This is a genomic window from Variovorax sp. Soil_C_19, assembly GCF_057657255.1.
The window spans coordinates 48,619-70,642 of record NZ_JBDGIV010000003.1 but is presented as its reverse complement, the minus strand read 5'-3'; the positions used below and the strand labels follow the sequence as shown (position 1 = coordinate 70,642).

Below are 22,024 nucleotides of genomic sequence, written 5' to 3'. Positions count from 1 at the left end.
TAAGAGGACGTTAGCACCAAGACCGGGGGCTGACAAGGCGCCGCGCCCCGTCTACCCAGTGCGCGCATACTTACGCACGCGTTCGGTGTTGCCTGCCGGCAACACCCTTGACCTCTGGGGAGCCCGCGAACCCCCATCAAGCCTCGAGCAGGATCCGCAGCATGCGACGCAGCGGTTCGGCGGCGCCCCACAGCAGCTGGTCGCCGATCGTGAACGCGCCGACGTATTCGGGGCCCATCGCCAGCTTGCGGATGCGGCCCACCGGGATGTCCATGGTGCCGGTCACGGCCACGGGCGTCAGGGCCGCGAGCGTGGCTTCGCGGGTGTTCGGCACCACCTTGGCCCAGGGGTTGTCGGCGGCGATGAGCGCTTCGATGTCCGCCACCGGCACGTCCTTCTTGAGCTTGAAGGTCAGCGCCTGGCTGTGGCAGCGCATGGCGCCGATGCGCACGCAGAAGCCGTCGACCGGCGTGGCCGCCGTACCGAAGCCCGCACCCTGGCCCAGGATCTTGTTGGTTTCGGCGCCGGCCTTCCATTCTTCCTTCGAGACGCCATCGCCCAGGTCCTTGTCGATCCAGGGAATCAGCGAGCCGCCCAGCGGCGCGCCGAAGTTCGCGGTTTCGGAGGCGCTGAGGTTCTGCTGGCGATGCAGCACCTTGCGGTCGATCTCAAGAATGGCCGACTTGGGGTCGTCCAGCAGCGCGCGCACCTCGGCGTTGATGGTGCCGAACTGGGTCAGCAGTTCGCGCATGTGCTGCGCGCCGCCGCCCGAGGCCGCCTGGTAGGTCATGCTGGTCATCCATTCGACCAGCCCGGCCTTGTAGAGCGCGCCCACGCCCATGAGCATGCAGCTCACGGTGCAGTTGCCGCCGATCCAGTTCTTGCCGCCCTTGGCGAGCGCGTTCTGGATCACCGGCAGGTTGACCGGGTCGAGCACGATGACCGCGTCGTCGTTCATGCGCAGCGTGGAAGCGGCATCGATCCAATGGCCGCTCCAGCCTGCCGCGCGCAGCTTGGGAAATACCTCGGTGGTGTAGTCGCCGCCCTGGCAGGTGATGACGATGTCGCACTTCTTGAGTGCGTCGATGTCGTTCGCATCCTTGAGCGTGGTCTCGTTCTTCGCCATGGCCGGGGCCTTGCCGCCGACGTTCGAGGTCGAGAAGAAGACCGGCTCGATGAGCCCGAAGTCGCTTTCGGCCTGCATGCGGTCCATCAGGACCGAGCCGACCATGCCGCGCCAGCCTACGAGGCCGACCAGGGGTTGGGATGCGTTCGCCATTTCAGTTTGCCCTTTGAAAAAGTTTCTCTTTCGCCCGACTCGTCGAGCCGGGGAGGGGCGTGACGAAGCGGGCTGCGGTTAGCCGGTAATCGTCTTTTTGGTGATTGCTGCAACGACCGCATCGCCCATTTCACGGGTGCCGACGCGCTTCGTGCCTTCCGACCAGATGTCACCCGTGCGCAGCCCGGAGGCGAGCACTTGCTTGACTGCCGACTCGATACGGTCGGCAGCTTCGGCTTGGTTGAGTGAAAAGCGGAGCATCATGGCAGCGGACAGTATTGTAGCCAATGGATTGGCAACCCCTTTGCCCGCAATGTCGGGTGCGCTGCCGTGGCTGGGCTCGTAGAGGCCCTGGTTGCTCGCATTGAGCGAGGCCGAAGGCAGCATGCCGATCGAACCCGTGAGCATCGCCGCCTCGTCCGACAGGATGTCGCCGAACATGTTGCCGGTGACGATCACGTCGAACTTCTTCGGCGCCTTCACGAGCTGCATGGCGGCGTTGTCGACGTACATGTGGTCGAGCTCGACGTCGGGGTAGTCCTTGTGCACTTCGGTCACCACGTCCTTCCAGAACTGGAAGGTCTCGAGCACGTTGGCCTTGTCGACGCTGGTCACGCGCTTGCTGCGCTTGCGGGCGGCCTCGAAGGCGACGCGGGCGATGCGCTCGATCTCGGGGCGCGAATAGCGCATCGTGTCGAAGGCTTCTTCGGCGCCCGGGAAGTGGCCGTCCACCGCGGTGCGGCGGCCGCGCGGCTGGCCGAAGTAGATGTCGCCGGTCAGCTCGCGGATGATGAGGATGTCCAGGCCCGCGATGAGTTCGGGCTTGAGGCTCGAGGCGTCGACCAGCTGCTCGTAGCAGATGGCCGGCCGGAAGTTCGCGAACAGACCGAGGTTCTTGCGCAGGCCCAGGATCGCCTGTTCGGGCCGCAGCGGGCGGTCGAGCTTGTCGTACTTCCAGTCGCCGACGGCGCCGAAAAGCACGGCGTCGGCTTCCTTCGCGAGCTTGAGCGTCGCCTCGGGCAGCGGATGGCCGTGCGCTTCGTAGGCGGCACCGCCGACGAGCGCCGTTTCCATCTCGAACGAGAGGTCGAGCGCGTCGAGCACGCGGATGGCTTCCGCCACGATTTCGGTGCCGATGCCGTCACCCGGGAGAACTGCGATTTTCATGGTTGGTCTGAGGTTTGGAAATGGGATGCGGATGCCGTTCAGGCGATCATCGTGTGCGCCAGCCAGGGCTTCGACGCGAGCCGTTCGGCTTCGAAGGCCTTGATCTTGTCCTGGTGCCGCAGCGTGAGGCCGATGTCGTCGAGGCCGTTGACGAGGCAGTACTTGCGGAAGGCCTGCACGTCGAACGCGAACTCGCCGCCGTCGGGCTTCACGACCACCTGGCGCTCCAGGTCGATGGTCAGCGTGTAGCCGGGGAATGCAAGGGCCTCGTCGAACAGCTGGGCCACCTGCGCCTCGGGCAGCACGATCGGCAGCAGCCCGTTCTTGAAGCTGTTGTTGAAGAAGATGTCGGCATAGCTCGGCGCGATGATCGCGCGGAAGCCGTACTGGTCGAGCGCCCACGGCGCGTGCTCGCGCGACGAGCCGCAGCCGAAGTTCTTGCGCGCGAGCAGGACCGAGGCGCCCGCATAGCGCGGCTGGTTCAGCACGAAATCGGGGTTGGGCTTGCGGCTGGCCGGGTCCTGGCCCGGGAAGCCGGCGTCCAGGTAGCGCCATTCGTCGAACAGGTTCTGGCCGAAGCCGGTGCGCTTGATCGACTTGAGGAACTGCTTCGGGATGATCGCGTCGGTGTCGACGTTCTCGCGGTCCATCGGTGCCACGAGGCCTTGGTGTACGGTGAATTTCTGCATGTGTGGTCTCCAGATCAGGCGAACTTGCGCACATCGACGAAGTGGCCGTGGACGGCCGCGGCCGCAGCCATGGCGGGGCTCACGAGGTGGGTGCGCCCGCCGGCGCCCTGGCGGCCTTCGAAGTTGCGGTTGCTGGTCGAGGCGCAGCGCTCGCCGGGCTCGAGCCGGTCGGCGTTCATCGCCAGGCACATCGAGCAGCCCGGCTCGCGCCATTCGAAGCCCGCGGCCTTGAAGATCGCATCGAGCCCTTCGCGCTCGGCCTGTTCCTTCACCACGCCCGAACCGGGCACCACCATCGCGAGCTTCACGTTCTTCGCGACCCTCTGGCCGAGCTTCTTCACCACGGCGGCGGCCTCGCGCATGTCCTCGATGCGGCTGTTGGTGCACGAGCCGATGAACACCTTGTCGATGAAGATGTCGTCCATCGCCTTGTTCGGCTCCAGGCCCATGTAGACCAGCGCGCGCTCGATGGCGCCGCGCTTGCTCGCGTCCTTTTCCTTCTCGGGGTCGGGCACGCGGCCATTGATGGCGACCACCATCTCGGGCGAGGTGCCCCAGGTCACCTGCGGCTGGATCTGCGCGGCGTCGAGCTCGACCACGGCGTCGAAACGCGCGTCCGGGTCGGAATGCAGCGTGCGCCAGTAGCTCGCGGCCTGCTCCCATTCGACGCCGGTGGGCGCGAGCGGTCGGCCCTTCACATAGCTCAGGGTCTTGTCGTCGACGGCCACCAGCCCTGCGCGCGCGCCGGCCTCGATGGCCATGTTGCAGACCGTCATGCGGCCTTCCATGCTCAGGTCGCGGATCGCGGAACCTGCGAACTCGATGGTGTAGCCGGTGCCGCCGGCGGTGCCGATCTTGCCGATGATCGCCAGCACGATGTCCTTGGCGGTGCAGCCGAGCGGCAGCTTGCCCTCGACCTTGACGAGCATGTTCTTCGCCTTCTTGCCCAGCAGCGTCTGGGTGGCCATGACGTGCTCGACCTCGCTGGTGCCGATGCCGTGCGCAAGCGCGCCGAACGCACCGTGCGTGGAGGTGTGCGAGTCGCCGCAGACCACGGTCATGCCGGGCAGCGTGGCGCCCGATTCGGGGCCGATCACGTGCACGATGCCCTGGCGCTTGCTCAGGAACGGGAAGAACGCGGCGGCACCGAATTCGGCGATGTTCTTGTCGAGCGTGGTGACCTGTTCCTTGCTGGTCGGGTCGGCAATGCCTTCATAGCCGAGTTCCCAGCCCGTGGTGGGGGTGTTGTGGTCGGCCGTGGCCACCACGGAGCTGATGCGCCACAGCTTGCGGCCGGCGACGCGCAGGCCTTCGAAGGCCTGCGGGCTGGTGACTTCGTGCACCAGGTGGCGGTCGATGTAGAGGATCGCGGTGCCGTCTTCCTCGGTGTGGACGACGTGTTCGTCCCAGATCTTGTCGTAGAGCGTGCGTGCCATGTCGGTCTCTTGGTCTTTCGTGGGGAAACTGGATTGTGTCTATGCCGCGAGCGGCTGTTCGTCGGCGCCGGCGCCCGCGGCCGCGTGCAGGTGGTTCACCAGCGAGCGAGCCGCCACCGGCAGGGTGGAAAAGTCGCGGGCCACCAGCCGGATCTCGCGCTCGGCCCAGGCGTTGTCGAGCGCCACGCTCGCAAGGCCGCGGCCGATGCCGTCGTGCATGAGCTCGAAGGCGCGCTGCGGCATCACGCCCACGCCCAAGCCGTTCTCGATCATGCGGCACATGGCGTCCAGGCCGGTGACGTGGATGCGCAGCTTGATGCTGCGGCCGGCGGCGAGTGCGGCCTCGTGCATCGCCACGTAGATCGAACTGTTGGTGTGCAGGCCGACATGGTCGAATTCGAGCGACTCGACGAAGTCGATGCGCGCGCGCGCAGCGAGCGCGTGGCCCGCAGGAACGATCAGCGCCAGGCGGTCGTGGCGGTACGCAAGGCTCTGCAGCTCGCCCGCGCCGCCGGCCACGTGGCAGACGCCGAGATCGGCCGCGCCTTCCTGCACCGCGCGGATCACCTCGCTGCTCAGGTGCTCTTCGAGGTCGATCTTGATCGCTTCGTGGGCGCGCGAGAACACGCCGAGGTCTTCAGGGAGGAACTGCACGATCGCCGAGATGTTCGCGTGCACGCGAACATGGCCGCGCACGCCGTCGGCGTACTCGCTGAGCTCGCCCTGCATCTTCTCGAGGCTGTAGAGCACCGAGCGGGCGTGGTGCAGCAGGCTCTCGCCCGCGGGCGTGAGGTCCACGCCGCGCGCATGGCGGTAGAGAAGGGGGGTGCCGAGTGTGGCCTCCAGGTCGGACAGCCGCTTGCTGATGGCCGAGGCAGCAATGAATTCGCGCTCGGCCGCGCGCCCGATGCTGCCGAGCTCGCAAACGGCCACGAAAAGCTGCAACGACGTGAGGTCGATGCGGCGGGCGAAATTGCGTTCGGAGGTACTCATGGGGGTGGCGGCATCGCGCTTTGCGATGAGTTTGCCATTTTCCCCCGGTTTTCAACGCGATGCCATCGCCATCTGCGATGGGTTCGTTGCCATGGGGCGACGAGCAGCGGGCCGACGCCCTGGAGCGAGTCGGCCCGTGTCGGCGCGCTTACTGGCGCTTCTTGGCGGCGTCCTCGACCTTTTCGCCACCCTTCTGGATGTCCTGTCCGGCACCCCGGAAGGTGTTGCAGCCACTCAGCGGAATGGCGAGGGCGAAAGCGACGGCGAGCAGCGCGGTGATTTGCTTCATGACGGGTCTCCTGACGGAAGGTTGAAAAAACAAGGTCGGGATCGAGCCTCGTGTCTGAACCTAGTCTCCCCCAACGCCGCTCGTGTCAGCCAAGACGCAAAAAGGCTGCCCGTGGGCAGCCTTTTTGGAAGCGATGCGCCGCAGTGCTTAGCGGGCCGAGATCGGCTTCACGTCGCGCTTGGGCGAACCTTCGAACAGCTGGCGCGGCCGGCCGATCTTGTACTCGGGGTCGCCGATCATCTCGTTGAGCTGGGCGATCCAGCCGACCGTGCGCGCGAGCGCGAAGATCGCGGTGAACAGCGGCACCGGGATGCCGATGGCGCGCTGCACGATGCCCGAATAGAAGTCGACGTTCGGGTAGAGCTTGCGCGAGACGAAGTACTCGTCTTCAAGCGCGATCTTCTCGAGCTCCTTGGCGAGCTTGAACAGCGGGTCTTGCTCGAGGCCGAGTTCGGTCAGCACTTCGTTGCAGGTTTCCTGCATCAGCTTTGCGCGCGGGTCGTAGTTCTTGTACACGCGATGGCCGAAGCCCATGAGCTTGACGTTCGAGTTCTTGTCCTTGACCTTCTTGATGAACTCGCCGATCTTCTCGACGCCGCCCTCACGCTGGATGTCGTACAGCATGTTGAGCGCCGCCTCGTTGGCACCGCCGTGGGCCGGGCCCCAGAGGCAGGCCACGCCGGCCGCGATCGCCGCGAACGGGTTGGTGCCCGACGAGCCGCACAGGCGCACGGTCGAGGTCGAGGCGTTCTGCTCGTGGTCGGCGTGCAGGATGAAGATGCGGTCGAGCGCGCGCTCGAGCACCGGGTTCACCTTGTACTCCTCGCAGGGCGTCGCGAACATCATGTGCAGGAAGTTGCCCGCATAGCTGAGCTCGTTCTTCGGGTACATGTACGGCTGGCCGATCGTGTACTTGTAGGCCATGGCCACGAGCGTAGGCATCTTCGCGATCAGGCGGATCGCGGCGATCTCGCGGTGCTCGGGATTGTTGATGTCCGTGCTGTCGTGATAGAAGGCCGAGAGCGCGCCGACAAGGCCGGTCATGATGGCCATCGGGTGCGCGTCGCGGCGGAAACCGCGCAGGAAGAACTGCATCTGCTCGTTGACCATCGTGTGGTTGGTCACGAGCTTCGTGAAGTTGGCCTTCTTGGTGGCGTCGGGCAGTTCCCCGTAGAGCAATAGGTGGCAGGTCTCGAGGAAGTCGCAGTTGGTGGCGAGTTGCTCGATCGGATAGCCGCGGTACAGCAGCTCGCCCTTGTCGCCGTCGATGTAGGTAATGGCCGACTGGCAGGAAGCGGTCGACATGAAACCCGGGTCGTACGTGAACATGCCGGTCTGCGCATAGAGCTTGCGGATGTCGATCACGTCGGGGCCGATGGTGCCTTTGTAGATCGGCAGTTCGACGTTGTCTCCGCCGTTGCTGAACGACAGCGTGGCCTTGGTATCGGAAGCTTTCATTTCGGGTTTCTTTCAGAGGTGGATTCAGGACGATGGAGAGGTCGAGGGGCGCTGGGCGCCGTCGGTGCGCATCAGCTGCAGCAAGGCGACCACCTCGGCCCCGGCCCATGCGGGCTCGGGCTCCTTTCTTTGCAGGAGCAGATCGAGGAGATCGTTGTCCGACAGGTCCATCAGGGTCTCCATCGCCGCAGCCTGGCCGACGGTGATGTCGGCCTCGTGCCGCTCGAAGAAGCGGGCGATGAACAGGTCGTTCTCGAGCAGGCCGCGCCGGCAGCGCCATTTCAGCTTGCTCAGCGCGCGTTCGCTGAGCGGCTGTGCGAGGTCGGCAGCGGTGTCCATGGCTTCTATCGGTCCGGGATCAGATGGCGCGACGCACCATCAGTTCCTTGATCTTGCCGATCGCCTTGGTCGGATTCAGGTTCTTCGGGCACACGTCGACGCAGTTCATGATCGTGTGGCAGCGGAACAGGCGGTACGGATCTTCGAGGTTGTCCAGGCGCTCGGCCGTGGCTTCGTCGCGGCTGTCGGCGATGAAGCGGTAGGCCTGCAGCAGGCCGGCGGGGCCCACGAACTTGTCGGGGTTCCACCAGAAGCTCGGGCAGCTGGTCGAGCAGCTCGCGCACAGAATGCACTCGTAGAGGCCGTTGAGCTCGTCGCGCTCCTCGGGCGACTGCAGGCGTTCCTTCTCGGGCGGCACGTTGTCGTTCTGCAGGTACGGCTTGATCGAGTTGTACTGCTTGAAGAACTGGGTCATGTCCACGATCAAGTCGCGGATCACGGGCAGGCCCGGCAGCGGCTTGAGCACCACGGTGCCCTTGAGCGTGTTCATGTTTGTCAGGCAGGCCAGGCCGTTCTTGCCGTTGATGTTCATCGCGTCGGAGCCGCAGACGCCTTCGCGGCACGAGCGGCGGAACGACAGCGTCGGGTCCTGCGCCTTGAGCTTCATCAGGGCGTCTAGCAGCATGCGCTCATGGCCGTCGAGTTCGATCTCGATGGTCTGCATGTAGGGCTTGGCGTCCTTGTCCGGGTCGTAGCGGTAGATCTGGAATGTGCGCTTCATCGTGAAACCTTGTGATGTTGTTCTGGCTTAGAACGTACGGACCTTGGGAGGAACGGAGTCGACCGTCAGTGGCTTGAGGTTGACCGGCTTGTAGGAAAGGCGGTTGCCCTCGCTGTACCAAAGCGTGTGCTTCATCCAGTTGGCGTCGTCGCGGCCGAGCGGTGCGACCGGGTCGTCCGACGGACGCTCGTAGTCCTCGACCGTGTGCGCGCCGCGGCATTCCTTGCGGGCGGCAGCCGACACCATCGTGGCCTGGGCCACCTCGATCAGGTTGTCGACCTCGAGGGCCTCGATGCGCGCGGTGTTGAACACCTTGGATTTGTCCTTCAGGCCGATCGCGTTGACGCGCTCGCGCACCGCGGCGATCTTGACCACGCCTTCGTCCATCGAAGCCTGCTTGCGGAACACGGCGGCGTGCTGCTGCATGACGGTGCGGATCTCGCCGGCCACGTCTTGCGCGTACTCGCCGCCGGCATCGGCCTCGAGCCGGTTCAGGCGCTCCAGCGTGCGGTCGGCCGCATCGGCCGGCAGCGGCTTGTGCTCCTTCTGCTTGTCGTTGAACTCGACGATGTGGTTGCCGGCCGCGCGGCCGAACACCAGCAGGTCGAGCAGCGAATTGGTGCCGAGGCGGTTGGCGCCGTGCACGCTCACGCAGGAGCATTCGCCCACGGCGTAGAGACCGTTCACCACCTGGTTGTGAACGTCGCCGTTCTGCACCACCACCTGGCCGTTGATGTTGGTCGGGATGCCGCCCATCTGGTAGTGGATCGTCGGCACCACGGGGATCGGCTCCTTGGTGATGTCGACGTTGGCGAAGTTCACGCCGATCTCGTACACCGAAGGCAGGCGCTTGTGGATGGTCTCGGCACCGAGGTGGTCGAGCTTCAGCAGCACGTAGTCCTTGTTGGGTCCGCAGCCGCGGCCTTCCTTGATCTCCTGGTCCATCGAGCGCGACACGAAGTCGCGCGGGGCCAGGTCCTTCAGCGTGGGCGCATAGCGCTCCATGAAGCGCTCGCCGTTGCTGTTGAGCAGGATGGCGCCTTCGCCGCGGCAGCCTTCGGTCAGCAGCACGCCCGCGCCGGCCACGCCGGTCGGGTGGAACTGCCAAAACTCCATGTCCTGCAGCGGGATGCCCGAGCGCGCGGCCATGCCCAGGCCGTCGCCGGTGTTGATGAAGGCGTTGGTCGAGGCCTGGAAGATGCGGCCCGCGCCACCGGTGGCGAGCAGCACGGTCTTGGCCTGCAGGATGTGCAGGTCGCCGGTTTCCATTTCGAGTGCCGTCACGCCCACCACGTCGCCTTCGGCGTCGCGGATCAGGTCGAGCGCCATCCATTCGACGAAGAACTGGGTGCGTGCCTCGACGTTCTTCTGGTAGAGCGTGTGCAGCATCGCGTGACCGGTGCGGTCGGCCGCGGCGCAGGCGCGCTGCACGGGCTTTTCGCCATAGTTGGCCGTGTGGCCGCCGAACGGGCGCTGGTAGATCGTGCCGTCGGGGTTGCGGTCGAAAGGCATGCCGAAGTGCTCGAGTTCGTACACGACCTTCGGCGCTTCGCGGCACATGAACTCGATCGCATCCTGGTCGCCGAGCCAGTCGGAGCCCTTGATCGTGTCGTAGAAGTGGTAGTGCCAGTTGTCCTCGCTCATGTTGCCGAGAGAGGCGCCCACGCCGCCCTGCGCGGCGACGGTGTGCGAGCGGGTCGGGAACACCTTCGAGAGCACGGCCACGTTGAGGCCGGCACGCGCGAGCTGCAGCGAGGCGCGCATGCCGGAACCGCCGGCACCGACGATCACGACGTCGAACTTGCGCTTGGTGATTTGTTCTTTTGTGTAGGTCATGGTGGGGATCGCGTCGTCAGATTTTCCAAAGCACTTGAATGGCCCAACCCGCGCAACCGACAAGCCAGACGATGGTGAAAATTTGCAGGGCAAGGCGGATGCCGACCGGCTGGATGTAGTCCATCCATACGTCGCGCATGCCCACCCACACGTGGTAGAGCAGGGCGGCGATCACGGAGAAGGTCAGCACCTTCATCCACTGCGCGGCAAAGATGCCGGCCCAGAGGTCGTAGCCGATGGGGCCGCGCGAGAAGATCAACTGCGCGAGCAGCACGATCGTGAAGAGCGCCATCAGGCCGCCCGTGATGCGCTGGCTGAGCCAGTCGCGAAGACCGTAATGTGCGCCGACGACGATGCGCTTGGAGCCGTAGTTCACAGACATGGTTCTGGCTCCTTCTCAGTACAGACCGAACAGCTTGGCGCCGAGCACCACGGTGAGCAGGATGCTCAGGACCAGCGTGACCAGGGCCGAGCTGTGGCCAAACTCCTTGGTCACCGCCTTGTGGCTCACGTCCATCCAGAGATGGCGCAGGCCGGCGATGAAGTGGTGCAGGTAGGCCCAGATCAGCGCGAGCGCGACAAGCTTGAAGAACCAGCCCGGAGCGAAACCAATGCCGCTGTTGAAGGCGGCCTTGAACCTGGCGAACGAATAGTCCGAAGACAGCGAGGTGTCGAACATCCAGATGATGAACGGCATCAGCAGGAACATCAGCACGCCGCTGATGCGGTGCAGGATCGACACGATGCCGGCCGGCGGCAGCCGGTAGGTCGTGAGATCGGTGAAGGCGTTGATGTTGCGGAACTCGCGGCGCGGTGTCCGGGGGGGAGTGGCAAGCTCTGTCATGGGGGGAGGGCTTTCGTGGCTTGTTGGCTTGTTCTGAGAGCGAACGCTGTTGTTTCTTCTGCGGAATGCAAACGACGCAAAATTCTATTGCAATGCACCATTGTCCGGCGGAGGGGCCCGCGTCGTCGCACCGCGGCAGTCGGATGCTATCGACTTGGTCGCATGGTGGACCCGGCGCGCCGGCGCTGCAATGCGGTCCGATCCGGATGCGATGTGGAATGGGCCCGGCATCGTCTCAACCCAGCTGGTTGCGGTAGTGGTGCGTGTCGGTGCGGTAGAGCCCGCGCCGCAGTTCCATCGGCGTGTCGTGGTAGGTGTGCGCCAGGCGCTCGACGCTCAGCAGCGGCGTCTGCGGCGCCACGTCGAGCAGGGCGGCCTGCTCGGCATCGGGCAGCACGGCGCGGATCTTTTCCTCGGCCCGCACCATGCGCACGCCGAACTCGGTCTCGAACATCGCGTACATCGGCCCCGGCCAGGCGCGCAGCCGCTCGGCCGTCAGCCCTTTGAACGGGGCGCCCGGCAGCCAGAGGTCTTCGAGGATCGTGGGCACGCCCCCGTACGCGAGCACGCGCCGCACCTGCAGCACCGCGTCGCCCGTGCGCAGCCCCAGCGCGCGCGCCACGTCGGCCGAGGCGCGCTGGCGCCGACAGTCGACGATGGTGCGCTCGGCGGGCCCTTCGGCAGCCGGGCTGCCGGTGTCCGGCACGAGCTTGAGGAAGCGGTACTGCACATGCTGCTCGGCATGCGTGGCGACGAAGGTGCCCTTGCCCTGGCGCCGCACCACGAGGTTCTCGGCCGCGAGCTCGTCGATGGCCTTGCGCACCGTGCCCTGGCTCACGCGGTAGCGCACCGCCAGGTCCATCTCGCTCGGGATCGGTTCGCCCGGCTTCCATTCGCCGGCCTGCAGGCTCTGCAGGATCAGCGTCTTGATCTGCTGGTAGAGCGGGCTGAAGGACGGCGTCGCGGAATCTTCGAGGACGGAGGGGGCATTCATGGCAGCGGTGGGTGCGCCGTGGCGGCAACCGTGGAGCATATCTTATATAAGACATAAGACGAGGCGAATCGAATCGGCTTAAAATGCGGGCCGGCCTGCGCCGCGGACGAACACCCGCCCCGCAGGAAGCCTGGCGCCTCCACGCGCCCGCCCCTACCGTTTCACCATCTTCTGGAGTCTTCCCATGAGCAAAAAGCCCGTCCGCGTTGCCGTCACCGGTGCCGCCGGCCAAATCGGTTACGCCCTGTTGTTCCGTATCGCGTCGGGCGAAATGCTCGGCAAGGACCAGCCGGTCATCCTCCAGCTGCTCGAGATCCCTGATGAAAAAGCGCAGAAGGCGCTCAAGGGCGTGATGATGGAGCTCGACGACTGCGCCTTCCCGCTGCTGGCCGGCATGGAAGCCCACGGCGACCCGATGACCGCCTTCAAGGACGCAGACTACGCGCTGCTCGTGGGCTCGCGCCCGCGCGGCCCGGGCATGGAGCGCGCCGAGCTGCTCGCCGTCAACGGCGCCATCTTCACCGCCCAGGGCAAGGCCCTGAACGCCGTGGCGAGCCGCAACGTCAAGGTGCTGGTGGTCGGCAACCCGGCCAACACCAATGCCTACATCGCCATGAAGAGCGCGCCCGACCTGCCGCGCAAGAACTTCACCGCCATGCTGCGCCTCGACCACAACCGCGCTGCCAGCCAGATCGCCGCCAAGACCGGCAAGGCCGTGGCCGACATCGAGAAGCTCACCGTCTGGGGCAACCACTCGCCCACGATGTACGCCGACTACCGCTTCGCCACCATCAACGGCGAGAGCGTCGCCAAGATGATCAACGACCAGGAATGGAACGCCAACACCTTCCTGCCGACCGTCGGCAAGCGCGGCGCCGCCATCATCGAGGCGCGCGGCCTGTCGTCGGCCGCCTCGGCCGCCAACGCCGCCATCGACCACATGCGCGACTGGGCGCTGGGCACCAATGGCAAGTGGGTCACGATGGGCATTCCGTCGGACGGCCAGTACGGGATCCCGAAGGACGTGATGTTCGGCTTCCCGGTCACCTGCGAGAACGGCGAGTACAAGCTGGTCGAAGGCCTCGAGATCGACGCCTTCAGCCAGGAGCGGATCAACAAGACCCTCGAAGAGCTCGAAGGCGAGCGCGCCGGCGTCGCCCACCTGCTGTAAGCAACCTGCGCATGCTCGACTGGAACCCCGCGCTCTACCGTCGCTACGAGGACGAGCGCACCCGCCCCGCACAGGAACTCCTGGCGCGGGTGCCACTGGCCGAGGCCCGACGTGTCGTCGATCTCGGCTGCGGGCCGGGCAATTCCACCGAGCTGCTGTCGCGGCGGTTCCCGGCGGCGCGCGTCGTCGGCACCGACAACTCCGAAGCCATGCTGGCCAGTGCGCGCGAGCGCCTGCCCGAGGCGCGCTTCGAGTTGAGCGACATTGCGACCTGGGCGCCGCATGAAGCGCCCGATCTCATCTATGCCAACGCAGCCCTCCAGTGGGTGCCGGACCACGAAAAGCTGATCCCGCGCCTGTTCGCTGCGCTGGCCCCGGGCGGCGTGCTCGCCGTCCAGATGCCCGACAACCGTGAAGAGCCCACGCACCGCCTGATGCGCGCCGTTGCGGCCGAGGCGCCCTGGGCCGAACCCATCGGCGACGCCGATCGCCTGCGCACGCTGCTGTTGCCGCTCGGCGGCTACTACGACCTGCTCGCGCCCGAGGCGGCCCGGGTCGATGTGTGGCACACCATCTATCAGCACCCGATGGCCAGCGCCGCGGCCATCGTCGAATGGGTGCGCGGCACCGGGCTGAAACCCTTCGTCGACCGGCTGCCGGCCGACCTGCAGGCCAGCTACCTGGCTGAATACGAGCGCCGCGTCGACCAGGCCTATCCGGCGCGGACCGACGGCAAGCGGCTGCTGGCGTTCCCGCGCATGTTCATCGTGGCGCAGAAAAAAGCATGACGACGAAATCCGTTCATCCTGCCGAAGTGCTGCTCGGCGCCCAGGCCGGCGCCGTCACGCTGCCGGTGTGCGACCACTACAGCGGCGTCGAGGCGCGCATGCGCAAGAGCCTCGCGCTGCAGGCCGAGATGGCCGACGAATTCGGCGCCTGCGTGTTCGACGTCACGCTCGACTGCGAGGACGGCGCACCCGTGGGCGGCGAGTCCGACCATGCCGCACTGGTGACCGAACTCGCGCTGGCCGCCAGGCCGGGCCTGCGGGTCGGCGTGCGGGTGCACCCGGTGGACCACCCCGCCTTTGCCGGCGACGTCGTCACCATCGCGGGCGGTGCGGGCCAGCGGCTCAGCCACCTGATGGTGCCGAAGGTCGAGACCGTTGCCGACGTGGTGCAGGCGGTCGAAGCGCTCCACGCGGCCGATGCCCCCGACCTGCCGCTGCACGTGCTGATCGAATCGCCGCTGGCCGTGCACAACGCCTTCGACATCGCAGCGCATCCGCGCGTGCAGTCGCTGAGCTTCGGCCTGATGGACTTCGTCTCGGCCCATGCGGGTGCGATTCCCGCCGAGGGCATGGGCGCCGTCGGGCAGTTCACGCATCCGCTCGTGGTGCGCGCGAAGCTCGCCATCGCCTCGGCCGCCCATGCGCATGGCAAGGTGCCTTCGCACTGCGTGGTCACCGAGTTCAACGACATGGCCGCCATGCGCACCGCGGCGCGCAGGGCGGCGGCCGAATTCGGCTACACGCGCATGTGGAGCATCCATCCGAACCAGATCCGACCGATCCTCGAGGCCTTCGCCCCAGACGAGGCGCAGATCCAGATTGCCACAAGAATCATTACAACTGCGGCGACCGCCGATTGGGCGCCGACGCAAATTGATGGCACATTGCACGACCGCGCGAGCTATCGCCATTTCTGGCAAGTGCTGACGCGCGCCCATGCCACCGGGCGCGCGCTGCCGCCAGAAGCCCAGGCCTGGTTTGCACTCGCGGCCTCTTGAAACCCGCTCCAGCCTCAAGGAACACACCCATGAAGAAAATCGCTCTGATCGCTGCCCTGGCCCTGGCGCTGCCGTTTGCGGCCGTGGCCCAGACCACCCCCGCCAAGCCCGCGGCCAAGGCAGAGGCCAAGCCGAAGGCCAAGAAGACCCCGCCCAAGAAGAAGGTCGCCCGCAGCGCCAAGAAGGCGGTCGAGGAAGTCACCCCCATTGCCGACGACGCCAACGTCGTGCTGACCGATGCCGACCTGGCCGTGGCCCAGCGCGTGTCCACCGGCCGGGCGCAATGCGAACTCGGCGCCGACGTGACGGTGAGCGCCGACGACAAGAAGCCCGGCTTCTTCAACGTGACCACCAAGGGCCTGAAGTACCGCATGCACCCGGTCGAAAGCCGCACCGGCGCGATCCGCCTCGAAGACCCGCGCGCCGGCGCCATGTGGCTGCAGCTCGGCAACAAGTCGATGCTGATGAACCAGAAGGCCGGTCTGCGCATTGCCGACGAATGCCAGACGGCGGAGCAGCTGGCCTTTGCCGAAGAAATGAAGAAGAACCCGCCGAAGAGTCTGTTCGAAGGCTCCGACGCGCCCAAGCAGTAGTAAGAGAGCCCTGTCGGGCTGCGGCGCGGCGCCTGCCTGGCCGCACCGCACGCCCGGCCCCCGTTTCCGGAGAAAAGAAGATGTTGCAAGCCTACGTTGACCATGTTGCCGAACGCGCCGCGCTCGGCATTCCACCGCTTCCCCTGAGTGCGAAGCAGACCGCCGAAGCCATCGAGCTCCTCAAGGGCGCGAACGCCGAGGACGGCGCTTTCCTGCTCGACCTGCTGACCCACCGCGTGCCTGCCGGCGTCGACGATGCCGCCAAGGTCAAGGCCAGCTACCTCGCGGCGGTGGCGCATGGCACCGAGAAGAGCCAATTCATCACGCGCGCCCGCGCCACCGAACTGCTCGGCACCATGCTCGGCGGCTACAACATCTCCCCGCTGATCGACCTGCTGGACGATGCCGAGGTCGGCAGCGTCGCGGCCGAGGGCCTCAAGAAGACCCTGCTGATGTTCGACCAGTTCCATGACGTCAAGGAAAAGGCCGACCAGGGCAACGCTCATGCCAAGGCCGTGCTGCAAAGCTGGGCCGACGCCGAGTGGTTCACCAGCCGCCCCGAAGTGCCGCAGAGCATCACGGTCAGCATCTTCAAGGTGGCCGGTGAAATCAACACCGATGACCTGTCCCCCGCACCCGACGCCACCACGCGTCCCGACATTCCGATGCACGCCCTGGCGATGCACAAGAACGCCCGCCCCGGCATCGTCCCTGAAGAAGACGGCAAGCGCGGCCCGGTGAAGTTCATCGAAGACCTGCGCGCGCGCGGCCACCTCGTGGCCTATGCCGGCGACGTGGTCGGCACCGGTTCTTCGCGCAAGAGCGCCACCAATTCGGTGCTCTGGTTCACCGGCGAAGACATTCCCTTCGTGCCCAACAAGCGCTTCGGCGGCGTCTGCCTCGGCGGCAAGATCGCCCCCATCTTCTATAACACCATGGAAGACTCGGGCGCGCTGCCCATCGAGCTCGACGTGAGCCAGATGAACATGGGTGACGTGGTCGAGCTGCGTCCCTACGAAGGCAAGGCGCTGAAGGACGGCAAGGTCATCGCCGAATTCACCGTCAAGAGCGACGTGCTCTTCGACGAAGTGCGCGCCGGCGGCCGCATTCCGCTGATCATCGGCCGCGGCCTCACGACCAAGGCGCGCGAGGCGCTGGGCCTGCCGGTCTCCACGCTGTTCCGCCTGCCGCAAAGCCCGGTCGACACCAAGAAGGGCTTCTCGCTCGCACAGAAGATGGTCGGCCGCGCCTGCGGCCTGCCCGAAGGCACCGGCGTTCGCCCGGGTACGTACTGCGAACCCAAGATGACCTCGGTCGGCTCGCAGGACACCACCGGCCCGATGACGCGCGACGAGCTCAAGGACCTGGCCTGCCTGGGCTTCTCGGCCGACCTCGTGATGCAGTCGTTCTGCCACACGGCGGCGTACCCGAAGAAGGTCGACGTCAAGATGCACCACGAACTCCCGGAGTTCATGGCCAACCGCGGCGGCGTTTCGCTGCGTCCCGGCGACGGTGTGATCCACAGCTGGCTCAACCGCCTGCTGACGCCCGACACCGTCGGCACCGGCGGCGACAGCCACACCCGTTTCCCCATCGGCATCAGCTTCCCGGCCGGCTCCGGCCTCGTGGCCTTCGCGGCCGCCACCGGCGTGATGCCGCTGGACATGCCCGAATCGGTGCTCGTGCGCTTCAAGGGCCAGATGCAGCCTGGCGTCACGCTGCGCGATCTGGTCAACGCGATTCCGCTGTACGCCATCAAGTCGGGGCTGCTCACGGTCGCCAAGCAAGGCAAGAAGAACATCTTCTCGGGCCGCATCCTCGAGATCGAGGGCCTGCCCGACCTGAAGGTGGAGCAGGCCTTCGAGCTCAGCGACGCCTCGGCCGAACGCTCTGCCGCCGGCTGCACGGTGCACCTGAACAAGGAACCGATCATCGAGTACATCAACAGCAACATCACGCTGATGAAGTGGATGATCGCGGAGGGCTATGCCGACGCCCGCACGCTCGAGCGCCGCATCGCGGCCCAGGAAGCCTGGCTCAAGGACCCGCAGCTGCTCAAGGGCGATGCCGACGCCGACTACGCCGCCGTCATCGAGATCGACCTGGCCGAGATCCACGAACCGATCGTCGCCTGCCCGAACGACCCCGACGACGTCAAGACGCTCAGCGACGTGGCCGGCGCCGTGATCGACGAAGTGTTCATCGGCTCGTGCATGACCAACATCGGCCACTTCCGCGCGGCATCGAAGCTGCTCGAAGGCAAGCGCGACATCCCGGTCAAGCTCTGGATCGCGCCGCCGACCAAGATGGACGCGCAGCAGCTCACCGAAGAAGGCCACTACGGCGTCTTCGGCAATGCCGGCGCACGCACCGAGATGCCCGGTTGCTCGCTGTGCATGGGCAACCAGGCGCAGGTGCGCGAAGGCGCCACGGTGATGTCGACCAGCACCCGCAACTTCCCGAACCGCCTGGGCAAGAACACCAACGTGTACCTGGGTTCGGCCGAACTCGCCGCCATCTGCTCGCGCCTCGGCCGCATCCCGACGCGCGAGGAGTACATGGAACAGGTGGGTGTGCTCGATGCCTCGAGCGCGCAGATCTACCAGTACCTGAACTTCGACAAGATCGACGACTACAAGACCGAGGACGCCAAGGTGGCGGCCGCCGTGTCCTGATCCTGTCTTCGGCCTCGACGACCAAGCCCCGCACTGCGGGGCTTTTTCATGGGCGCCGTTCGCCGTGCCGCGCCGGTCTCCGACAGCCGGGAGCGCCTTCGGCCGGCCCGCGCCGCGGGTGGTCGTGCACAAAATGGGGCAGGCGCGGGGCTTGCCGCGCAACAAGAAGGAGACCACCCCATGCCTCTGGCTTCTCTGATCGGCCGCTGGGCCATGCAGCCCTTCGCCAAGGCGCTGCCGCCGCTCGGCGACACCGAGCGTGCGGCGCTCGAGGCCGGCACCGTCGGGTTCGAAGGCCGGCTTTTTGCAGGGCGGCCCGACTTCGACGCGCTCGCGCAGATGGGCCCGAACCGCCTCACCGATCGCGAGCAGGCCTTCCTCGACCGCGAGGTGGCCGACCTCTGCCGCATGCTCGACGACCATGCCATCGACGAGGCGAAGGACCTGCCGCCCGAGGTCTGGCGCTTCCTTCGTGAGAAGCGCTTCTTCGGCATGATCATTCCCGAGGAGTTCGGCGGCCTCGGCTTCGGCCACTACGCGCATGCGACGGTGGTCGCGCGCATCGCCAGCGTCAACGTCGCCACGGCCGTCACCGTGATGGTGCCCAACTCGCTGGGGCCCGCCGAACTGCTGCTGCGCTACGGCACCGAGGCGCAGAAGGCGCACTACCTCCCGCGCCTGGCCGACGGCCGCGAGCTGCCGTGCTTCGGCCTGACCTCGCCCTACGCGGGTTCCGATGCGGCTGCCATTCCGGACCGCGGCGTGCTGGTCGAGCGCGACTTCGGCGGTCGCCGCACGCGCGGCTTCCTGGTCGACTTCGACAAGCGCTACATCACGCTCGCGCCCGTGGCCACGGTCGTGGGCCTGGCCTTCCATGCCGTGGACGAAAGCCGGCCCGAAGGCGAGCGCGAACTCGGCATCACCTGCGCGTTGATTCCCGTGCCGCACGAGGGCATGGAGATCGGCCGACGCCACCGTCCGATGGACAGCGCCTTCATGAACGGCCCGATCCGAGGCCGCCAGGTGTTCGTGCCGATGGACTGGGTGATCGGCGGCGAGCAGCAGGTGGGGCAGGGCTGGCGCATGCTGATGGAATGCCTGGCCGCGGGCCGTGCGATCTCGCTGCCCGCGCTCGGCTCGGCCATGCAGCAGACGGCGCTCTACGTGAGCAATGCCTACGGCCAGATCCGCGAGCAGTTCGGCCTGCCGGTGGGCAAGTTCCATGCGGTGGCGGGGCTGATCGCGCAGATGTCGGCCGAGCTCTATGCGAGCGATGCGGCGCGGCGCTTCACCGCGGCCGCGCTCGACAACGGCGAGCGGCCCAGCGTGGCGAGCGCGATCCTCAAGGTCCAGCTCACCGAGGCGGGCCGGCGCGCCGTGAACCACGGCATGGACATCCTCGGCGGCAAGGGCATCATCGCGGGCCCGTCGAACCTGCTCGGCGTGGCCTACCGCCAGGCGCCGATCGCGATCACCGTCGAGGGCGCCAACATCCTGACGCGCGCGCTGATCGTGTTCGGCCAGGGGGCGGTGCGTTGCCATCCGCATGTGCTCGACGAGATGGCGGCGGTGCAGGCCCGCGACGAAACCGCGCTGGGCCGCGCGCTCATCGCCCATGGCAGGCATGTGGCCCGCAACCTGTGGCACAGCCTGTTCGGCGCACCGGTGGTCGGTGAACCGCCCGAGGCACTGGCCCACGAGGCGCGGCTGATCGCGCGCATGAGCGCCAAGTACGCGCTCACGGCCGACCTCGCAATGGGCCTCCTGGGCGGCAAGCTCAAGCGCATGGAGCTGCTCTCGGCGCGCCTGGGCGACGTACTGGCGCACCTGTACCTCGCGAGCGCCTGCATCTGGCGCTGGCGCGTCGATGCCGCGCCGGAGATGCTGCCCTTCGCGCAGGCGGCGATACGCCTGCAGATCGATGCGGCCGGCGAGATCCTGCACGATCTCTATGCCAACCTGCCGACGCCGGGGCGCCGCCTCATCGGTGCGCTGGTGCTGCGCCGGACCGCACACCTGGCGCCGCTGCGCGACGTGCAGTTGATGGCGCTGGCCGAGCTGCTGCGCAGCCACCCGCGCACGGTCGCGCGGCTCGCGCCCGACCTCAGCGCGCCCGGCCCGGGCGGTCTGCGCGACCTGATGCACGCGATGGAACTCGCCGCACAGCTGGGCGATGCGACCGCGGCGCTCAACAAGAACCTGCGCCGCACCGGCTCGCTCGAGGAAGCTGCGGCTTCTGCGCCCGATCCCGCGCTGGCGCTGGCCTACCTGAAGGCCGCCGACAAGGTGATCCAGGTCGACGACTTCGAAGGCATTGCCACGCAGCGTCCCGGGCGCCCGGACCTCAGCCCGCCGCCGCCAGCGCCGTCAGCGCCGCAGCCGTCTGCGCATCCGCGGGAAAGAACGATTCCACCGCCAGTTCCTGCAGGGTGACGTCGACCGGCGTGCCGAAGATGGTGGTGGTGCTGATGAAGCTCAGCATGCCGTTCGGCGTCGCGAGCTGAAACGGCACCACCACGTTCGACAACTCTGCGGCCGCGGGCGGTGCGTCGTGGCCGACCTGCGGCATGGGGTAGGCCTCGAGCTCGTCGTGCAGCGCCTGCAGCACCGCATCGCCAGTGGCGGCGATCTGCTGCTGCAGCCGCTCGAGCAGGTGCGCGCGCCATTGGGCGAGGTTGGCGATGCGCGGGGCCAGGCCATCGGGATGCAGGCTCAGCCGCAGCACGTTGATCGGCGCACGCACCAGTTCGGGCGCCGCGCCGGCCATGAGCATCGGCACCAGCGCGTTGTGGGCCACGAGGTTCCAGTGCCGGTCGACCGCGAGCGCGGGAAAGGGCTCGTGGCCCTTGAGCACGAGGTCCACCGCGCGCCGCGCCGCGGCCATCGCAGGGTCGTCGAGCGAACGCTGCCGGTACATCGGCGCGAAGCCGGCGGCCACCAGCAGCGCATTGCGCTCGCGCAGCGGCACGTCCAGGCGCTCGGCCAGGCGCAGCACCATCTCGCGGCTCGGCGCGGCGCGGCCGGTTTCCACGTAGCTCAGGTGCCGCGTCGAGACCTCGGCCTCCTGCGCCAGGTCGAGCTGGCTGAGCCGGCGGCGCGTTCGCCAGTGCCGCAGATGGGCGCCGAAGGGATCGCGCGCGCCGGGTTGGGCGACGGCGGACGAAGGGGGGCGGGGCGTGTTCATCATGCCGCGCATTCTGGCGCGGCCGCGGCGCCGCGCCATGACCTGCGAGGTTATCGACCGTGCGCGGGCGCTTCGGGATCATTGGCTCCAACGCGGCAGGACAGGCTTGCCGTACAACCCGAAGGAGAAAGTCATGTCCGTCTTTGCGTCCCCCCGTTTCCTGCCCCGCGTGATGTGGGCCGATGCCGCCTCCTGCGCCGCGACCGGTGCGCTCCAGGTCGCGCTGACCGACACGCTCGCGCGGCTCACCGGCCTGCCGGCGCCGCTGCTCATGGCCACGGGCGTGTTCCTGCTCGGCTATGCGGCGGCCGCGGTCTGGATGGCCAGCCGCAAGACCCCGCCGCGCACGCTGATCGGACTGGTGGTGGCCGGGAACTTCGGCTGGGCCGCGGGCTGCGTCGCGCTGCTGATGAGCGGCATGCTCGCGGTCACAGCGCTCGGCGTGGCCTGGGTGCTGGCGCAGGCGCTGTGCGTGGTGGTGCTGGCCGAGCTGCAGTGGACCGGCCTGCGCCGCACGCGCGCCGGCGCCGGCATGGCGATCGCCTGAAAAAGACCCTCGGTGCGGACCAT

General features: G+C 67.1%; 21 protein-coding genes. 7 read left to right on the top strand and 14 right to left on the bottom strand.

Annotated elements, in window-relative coordinates; all coding sequences use genetic code 11:
* Nucleotides 1-136: 136 nt before the first annotated feature.
* The 13 genes from asd to AC3A6R_RS07630 form a co-directional block, all read right to left on the bottom strand.
* The gene (asd, locus tag AC3A6R_RS07690; RefSeq protein ID WP_487864181.1) at nucleotides 137-1,279 is read right to left on the bottom strand and encodes an aspartate-semialdehyde dehydrogenase; all 1,143 of its coding nucleotides are present in this window, start codon (nucleotides 1,277-1,279) and stop codon (nucleotides 137-139) included.
* 78 nt (nucleotides 1,280-1,357) lie between these two features.
* Nucleotides 1,358-2,446 carry a 3-isopropylmalate dehydrogenase gene (leuB, locus tag AC3A6R_RS07685; protein WP_487859620.1) on the bottom strand — a complete coding sequence of 363 codons (1,089 nt, stop codon included), beginning with the start codon at nucleotides 2,444-2,446 and terminating at the stop codon, nucleotides 1,358-1,360.
* Between the two features lie 38 nt (nucleotides 2,447-2,484).
* Entirely contained in the window at nucleotides 2,485-3,135 is a 651-nt protein-coding gene (leuD, locus tag AC3A6R_RS07680; protein WP_487859621.1) for a 3-isopropylmalate dehydratase small subunit, read from the bottom strand.
* 14 nt (nucleotides 3,136-3,149) lie between these two features.
* Nucleotides 3,150-4,571: a 3-isopropylmalate dehydratase large subunit gene (gene leuC / locus AC3A6R_RS07675; RefSeq protein ID WP_487864180.1), complete on the bottom strand. Its 1,422-nt coding sequence runs from the start codon at nucleotides 4,569-4,571 to the stop codon at nucleotides 3,150-3,152.
* Between the two features lie 39 nt (nucleotides 4,572-4,610).
* Nucleotides 4,611-5,564, bottom strand: coding sequence for a LysR substrate-binding domain-containing protein (locus tag AC3A6R_RS07670; protein WP_487859623.1), 954 nt, complete (start codon nucleotides 5,562-5,564; stop codon nucleotides 4,611-4,613).
* Between the two features lie 148 nt (nucleotides 5,565-5,712).
* On the bottom strand, nucleotides 5,713-5,853 hold the full coding sequence (locus AC3A6R_RS07665) for an entericidin A/B family lipoprotein (protein ID WP_487859624.1): 141 nt from the start codon (nucleotides 5,851-5,853) through the stop codon (nucleotides 5,713-5,715).
* 147 nt (nucleotides 5,854-6,000) lie between these two features.
* Nucleotides 6,001-7,311: a citrate synthase gene (gene gltA / locus AC3A6R_RS07660; RefSeq protein ID WP_487859625.1), complete on the bottom strand. Its 1,311-nt coding sequence runs from the start codon at nucleotides 7,309-7,311 to the stop codon at nucleotides 6,001-6,003.
* A 24-nt stretch (nucleotides 7,312-7,335) separates the two neighbouring features.
* Nucleotides 7,336-7,650, bottom strand: coding sequence for an FAD assembly factor SdhE (locus AC3A6R_RS07655; RefSeq protein WP_487859626.1), 315 nt, complete (start codon nucleotides 7,648-7,650; stop codon nucleotides 7,336-7,338).
* A 19-nt stretch (nucleotides 7,651-7,669) separates the two neighbouring features.
* On the bottom strand, nucleotides 7,670-8,371 hold the full coding sequence (locus tag AC3A6R_RS07650) for a succinate dehydrogenase iron-sulfur subunit (RefSeq protein ID WP_487859627.1): 702 nt from the start codon (nucleotides 8,369-8,371) through the stop codon (nucleotides 7,670-7,672).
* A 27-nt stretch (nucleotides 8,372-8,398) separates the two neighbouring features.
* Complete coding sequence (sdhA, locus tag AC3A6R_RS07645) at nucleotides 8,399-10,207, bottom strand: succinate dehydrogenase flavoprotein subunit (protein ID WP_487859628.1); 1,809 nt, start codon at nucleotides 10,205-10,207, stop codon at nucleotides 8,399-8,401.
* A 16-nt stretch (nucleotides 10,208-10,223) separates the two neighbouring features.
* Nucleotides 10,224-10,589 (bottom strand): succinate dehydrogenase, hydrophobic membrane anchor protein, encoded by a 366-nt coding sequence (gene sdhD / locus AC3A6R_RS07640; RefSeq protein ID WP_487859629.1) that lies wholly within the window; start codon nucleotides 10,587-10,589, stop codon nucleotides 10,224-10,226.
* Between the two features lie 15 nt (nucleotides 10,590-10,604).
* Nucleotides 10,605-11,051: a succinate dehydrogenase, cytochrome b556 subunit gene (sdhC, locus tag AC3A6R_RS07635; protein WP_487859630.1), complete on the bottom strand. Its 447-nt coding sequence runs from the start codon at nucleotides 11,049-11,051 to the stop codon at nucleotides 10,605-10,607.
* A gap of 235 nt (nucleotides 11,052-11,286) precedes the next feature.
* Entirely contained in the window at nucleotides 11,287-12,045 is a 759-nt protein-coding gene (locus AC3A6R_RS07630; protein WP_487859631.1) for a GntR family transcriptional regulator, read from the bottom strand.
* Between the two features lie 184 nt (nucleotides 12,046-12,229).
* Here AC3A6R_RS07630 and AC3A6R_RS07625 point away from each other — a divergent pair, with 184 nt between their 5' ends.
* From AC3A6R_RS07625 to AC3A6R_RS07600, 6 genes are all read left to right on the top strand, one after another.
* Complete coding sequence (locus AC3A6R_RS07625; protein WP_042578072.1) at nucleotides 12,230-13,216, top strand: malate dehydrogenase; 987 nt, start codon at nucleotides 12,230-12,232, stop codon at nucleotides 13,214-13,216.
* Between the two features lie 11 nt (nucleotides 13,217-13,227).
* Complete coding sequence (gene tam, locus AC3A6R_RS07620) at nucleotides 13,228-14,004, top strand: trans-aconitate 2-methyltransferase (RefSeq protein ID WP_487859632.1); 777 nt, start codon at nucleotides 13,228-13,230, stop codon at nucleotides 14,002-14,004.
* A complete protein-coding gene (locus tag AC3A6R_RS07615; protein ID WP_487864179.1) occupies nucleotides 14,001-15,002 on the top strand; it encodes an HpcH/HpaI aldolase/citrate lyase family protein in 1,002 nt (333 codons plus the stop codon). The genes tam and AC3A6R_RS07615 overlap by 4 nt, the downstream gene beginning before the upstream one ends.
* Nucleotides 15,003-15,031: 29 nt before the next feature.
* Entirely contained in the window at nucleotides 15,032-15,595 is a 564-nt protein-coding gene (locus AC3A6R_RS07610; protein ID WP_487864178.1) for a hypothetical protein, read from the top strand.
* Nucleotides 15,596-15,675: 80 nt separating this feature from the next.
* Nucleotides 15,676-18,270: a bifunctional aconitate hydratase 2/2-methylisocitrate dehydratase gene (locus AC3A6R_RS07605; protein ID WP_487859635.1), complete on the top strand. Its 2,595-nt coding sequence runs from the start codon at nucleotides 15,676-15,678 to the stop codon at nucleotides 18,268-18,270.
* Between the two features lie 180 nt (nucleotides 18,271-18,450).
* Nucleotides 18,451-20,703 carry an acyl-CoA dehydrogenase gene (locus AC3A6R_RS07600; RefSeq protein WP_487864177.1) on the top strand — a complete coding sequence of 751 codons (2,253 nt, stop codon included), beginning with the start codon at nucleotides 18,451-18,453 and terminating at the stop codon, nucleotides 20,701-20,703.
* On the opposite strand, the gene AC3A6R_RS07595 is transcribed toward AC3A6R_RS07600, so the two are convergent.
* Nucleotides 20,615-21,454 (bottom strand): helix-turn-helix domain-containing protein, encoded by an 840-nt coding sequence (locus AC3A6R_RS07595; protein ID WP_487864378.1) that lies wholly within the window; start codon nucleotides 21,452-21,454, stop codon nucleotides 20,615-20,617. The two genes, AC3A6R_RS07600 and AC3A6R_RS07595, sit on opposite strands and share 89 nt — an antisense overlap.
* A 133-nt stretch (nucleotides 21,455-21,587) precedes the next feature.
* Between AC3A6R_RS07595 and AC3A6R_RS07590 the strand changes: the two genes are divergently transcribed.
* Nucleotides 21,588-22,001: a hypothetical protein gene (locus tag AC3A6R_RS07590; RefSeq protein WP_487864176.1), complete on the top strand. Its 414-nt coding sequence runs from the start codon at nucleotides 21,588-21,590 to the stop codon at nucleotides 21,999-22,001.
* Nucleotides 22,002-22,024 lie beyond the last annotated feature (23 nt).

Bases quoted from the DNA above. Each gene is read 5' to 3' on its own strand.
- asd (WP_487864181.1), bottom strand. From the start codon at position 1,279: ATGGCGAACGCATCCCAACCCCTGGTCGGCCTCGTAGGCTGGCGCGGC.
- leuB (WP_487859620.1), bottom strand. From the start codon at position 2,446: ATGAAAATCGCAGTTCTCCCGGGTGACGGCATCGGCACCGAAATCGTG.
- leuD (WP_487859621.1), bottom strand. From the start codon at position 3,135: ATGCAGAAATTCACCGTACACCAAGGCCTCGTGGCACCGATGGACCGC.
- leuC (WP_487864180.1), bottom strand. From the start codon at position 4,571: ATGGCACGCACGCTCTACGACAAGATCTGGGACGAACACGTCGTCCAC.
- AC3A6R_RS07670 (WP_487859623.1), bottom strand. From the start codon at position 5,564: ATGAGTACCTCCGAACGCAATTTCGCCCGCCGCATCGACCTCACGTCG.
- AC3A6R_RS07665 (WP_487859624.1), bottom strand. From the start codon at position 5,853: ATGAAGCAAATCACCGCGCTGCTCGCCGTCGCTTTCGCCCTCGCCATT.
- gltA (WP_487859625.1), bottom strand. From the start codon at position 7,311: ATGAAAGCTTCCGATACCAAGGCCACGCTGTCGTTCAGCAACGGCGGA.
- AC3A6R_RS07655 (WP_487859626.1), bottom strand. From the start codon at position 7,650: ATGGACACCGCTGCCGACCTCGCACAGCCGCTCAGCGAACGCGCGCTG.
- AC3A6R_RS07650 (WP_487859627.1), bottom strand. From the start codon at position 8,371: ATGAAGCGCACATTCCAGATCTACCGCTACGACCCGGACAAGGACGCC.
- sdhA (WP_487859628.1), bottom strand. From the start codon at position 10,207: ATGACCTACACAAAAGAACAAATCACCAAGCGCAAGTTCGACGTCGTG.
- sdhD (WP_487859629.1), bottom strand. From the start codon at position 10,589: ATGTCTGTGAACTACGGCTCCAAGCGCATCGTCGTCGGCGCACATTAC.
- sdhC (WP_487859630.1), bottom strand. From the start codon at position 11,051: ATGACAGAGCTTGCCACTCCCCCCCGGACACCGCGCCGCGAGTTCCGC.
- AC3A6R_RS07630 (WP_487859631.1), bottom strand. From the start codon at position 12,045: ATGAATGCCCCCTCCGTCCTCGAAGATTCCGCGACGCCGTCCTTCAGC.
- AC3A6R_RS07625 (WP_042578072.1), top strand. From the start codon at position 12,230: ATGAGCAAAAAGCCCGTCCGCGTTGCCGTCACCGGTGCCGCCGGCCAA.
- tam (WP_487859632.1), top strand. From the start codon at position 13,228: ATGCTCGACTGGAACCCCGCGCTCTACCGTCGCTACGAGGACGAGCGC.
- AC3A6R_RS07615 (WP_487864179.1), top strand. From the start codon at position 14,001: ATGACGACGAAATCCGTTCATCCTGCCGAAGTGCTGCTCGGCGCCCAG.
- AC3A6R_RS07610 (WP_487864178.1), top strand. From the start codon at position 15,032: ATGAAGAAAATCGCTCTGATCGCTGCCCTGGCCCTGGCGCTGCCGTTT.
- AC3A6R_RS07605 (WP_487859635.1), top strand. From the start codon at position 15,676: ATGTTGCAAGCCTACGTTGACCATGTTGCCGAACGCGCCGCGCTCGGC.
- AC3A6R_RS07600 (WP_487864177.1), top strand. From the start codon at position 18,451: ATGCCTCTGGCTTCTCTGATCGGCCGCTGGGCCATGCAGCCCTTCGCC.
- AC3A6R_RS07595 (WP_487864378.1), bottom strand. From the start codon at position 21,454: ATGAACACGCCCCGCCCCCCTTCGTCCGCCGTCGCCCAACCCGGCGCG.
- AC3A6R_RS07590 (WP_487864176.1), top strand. From the start codon at position 21,588: ATGTCCGTCTTTGCGTCCCCCCGTTTCCTGCCCCGCGTGATGTGGGCC.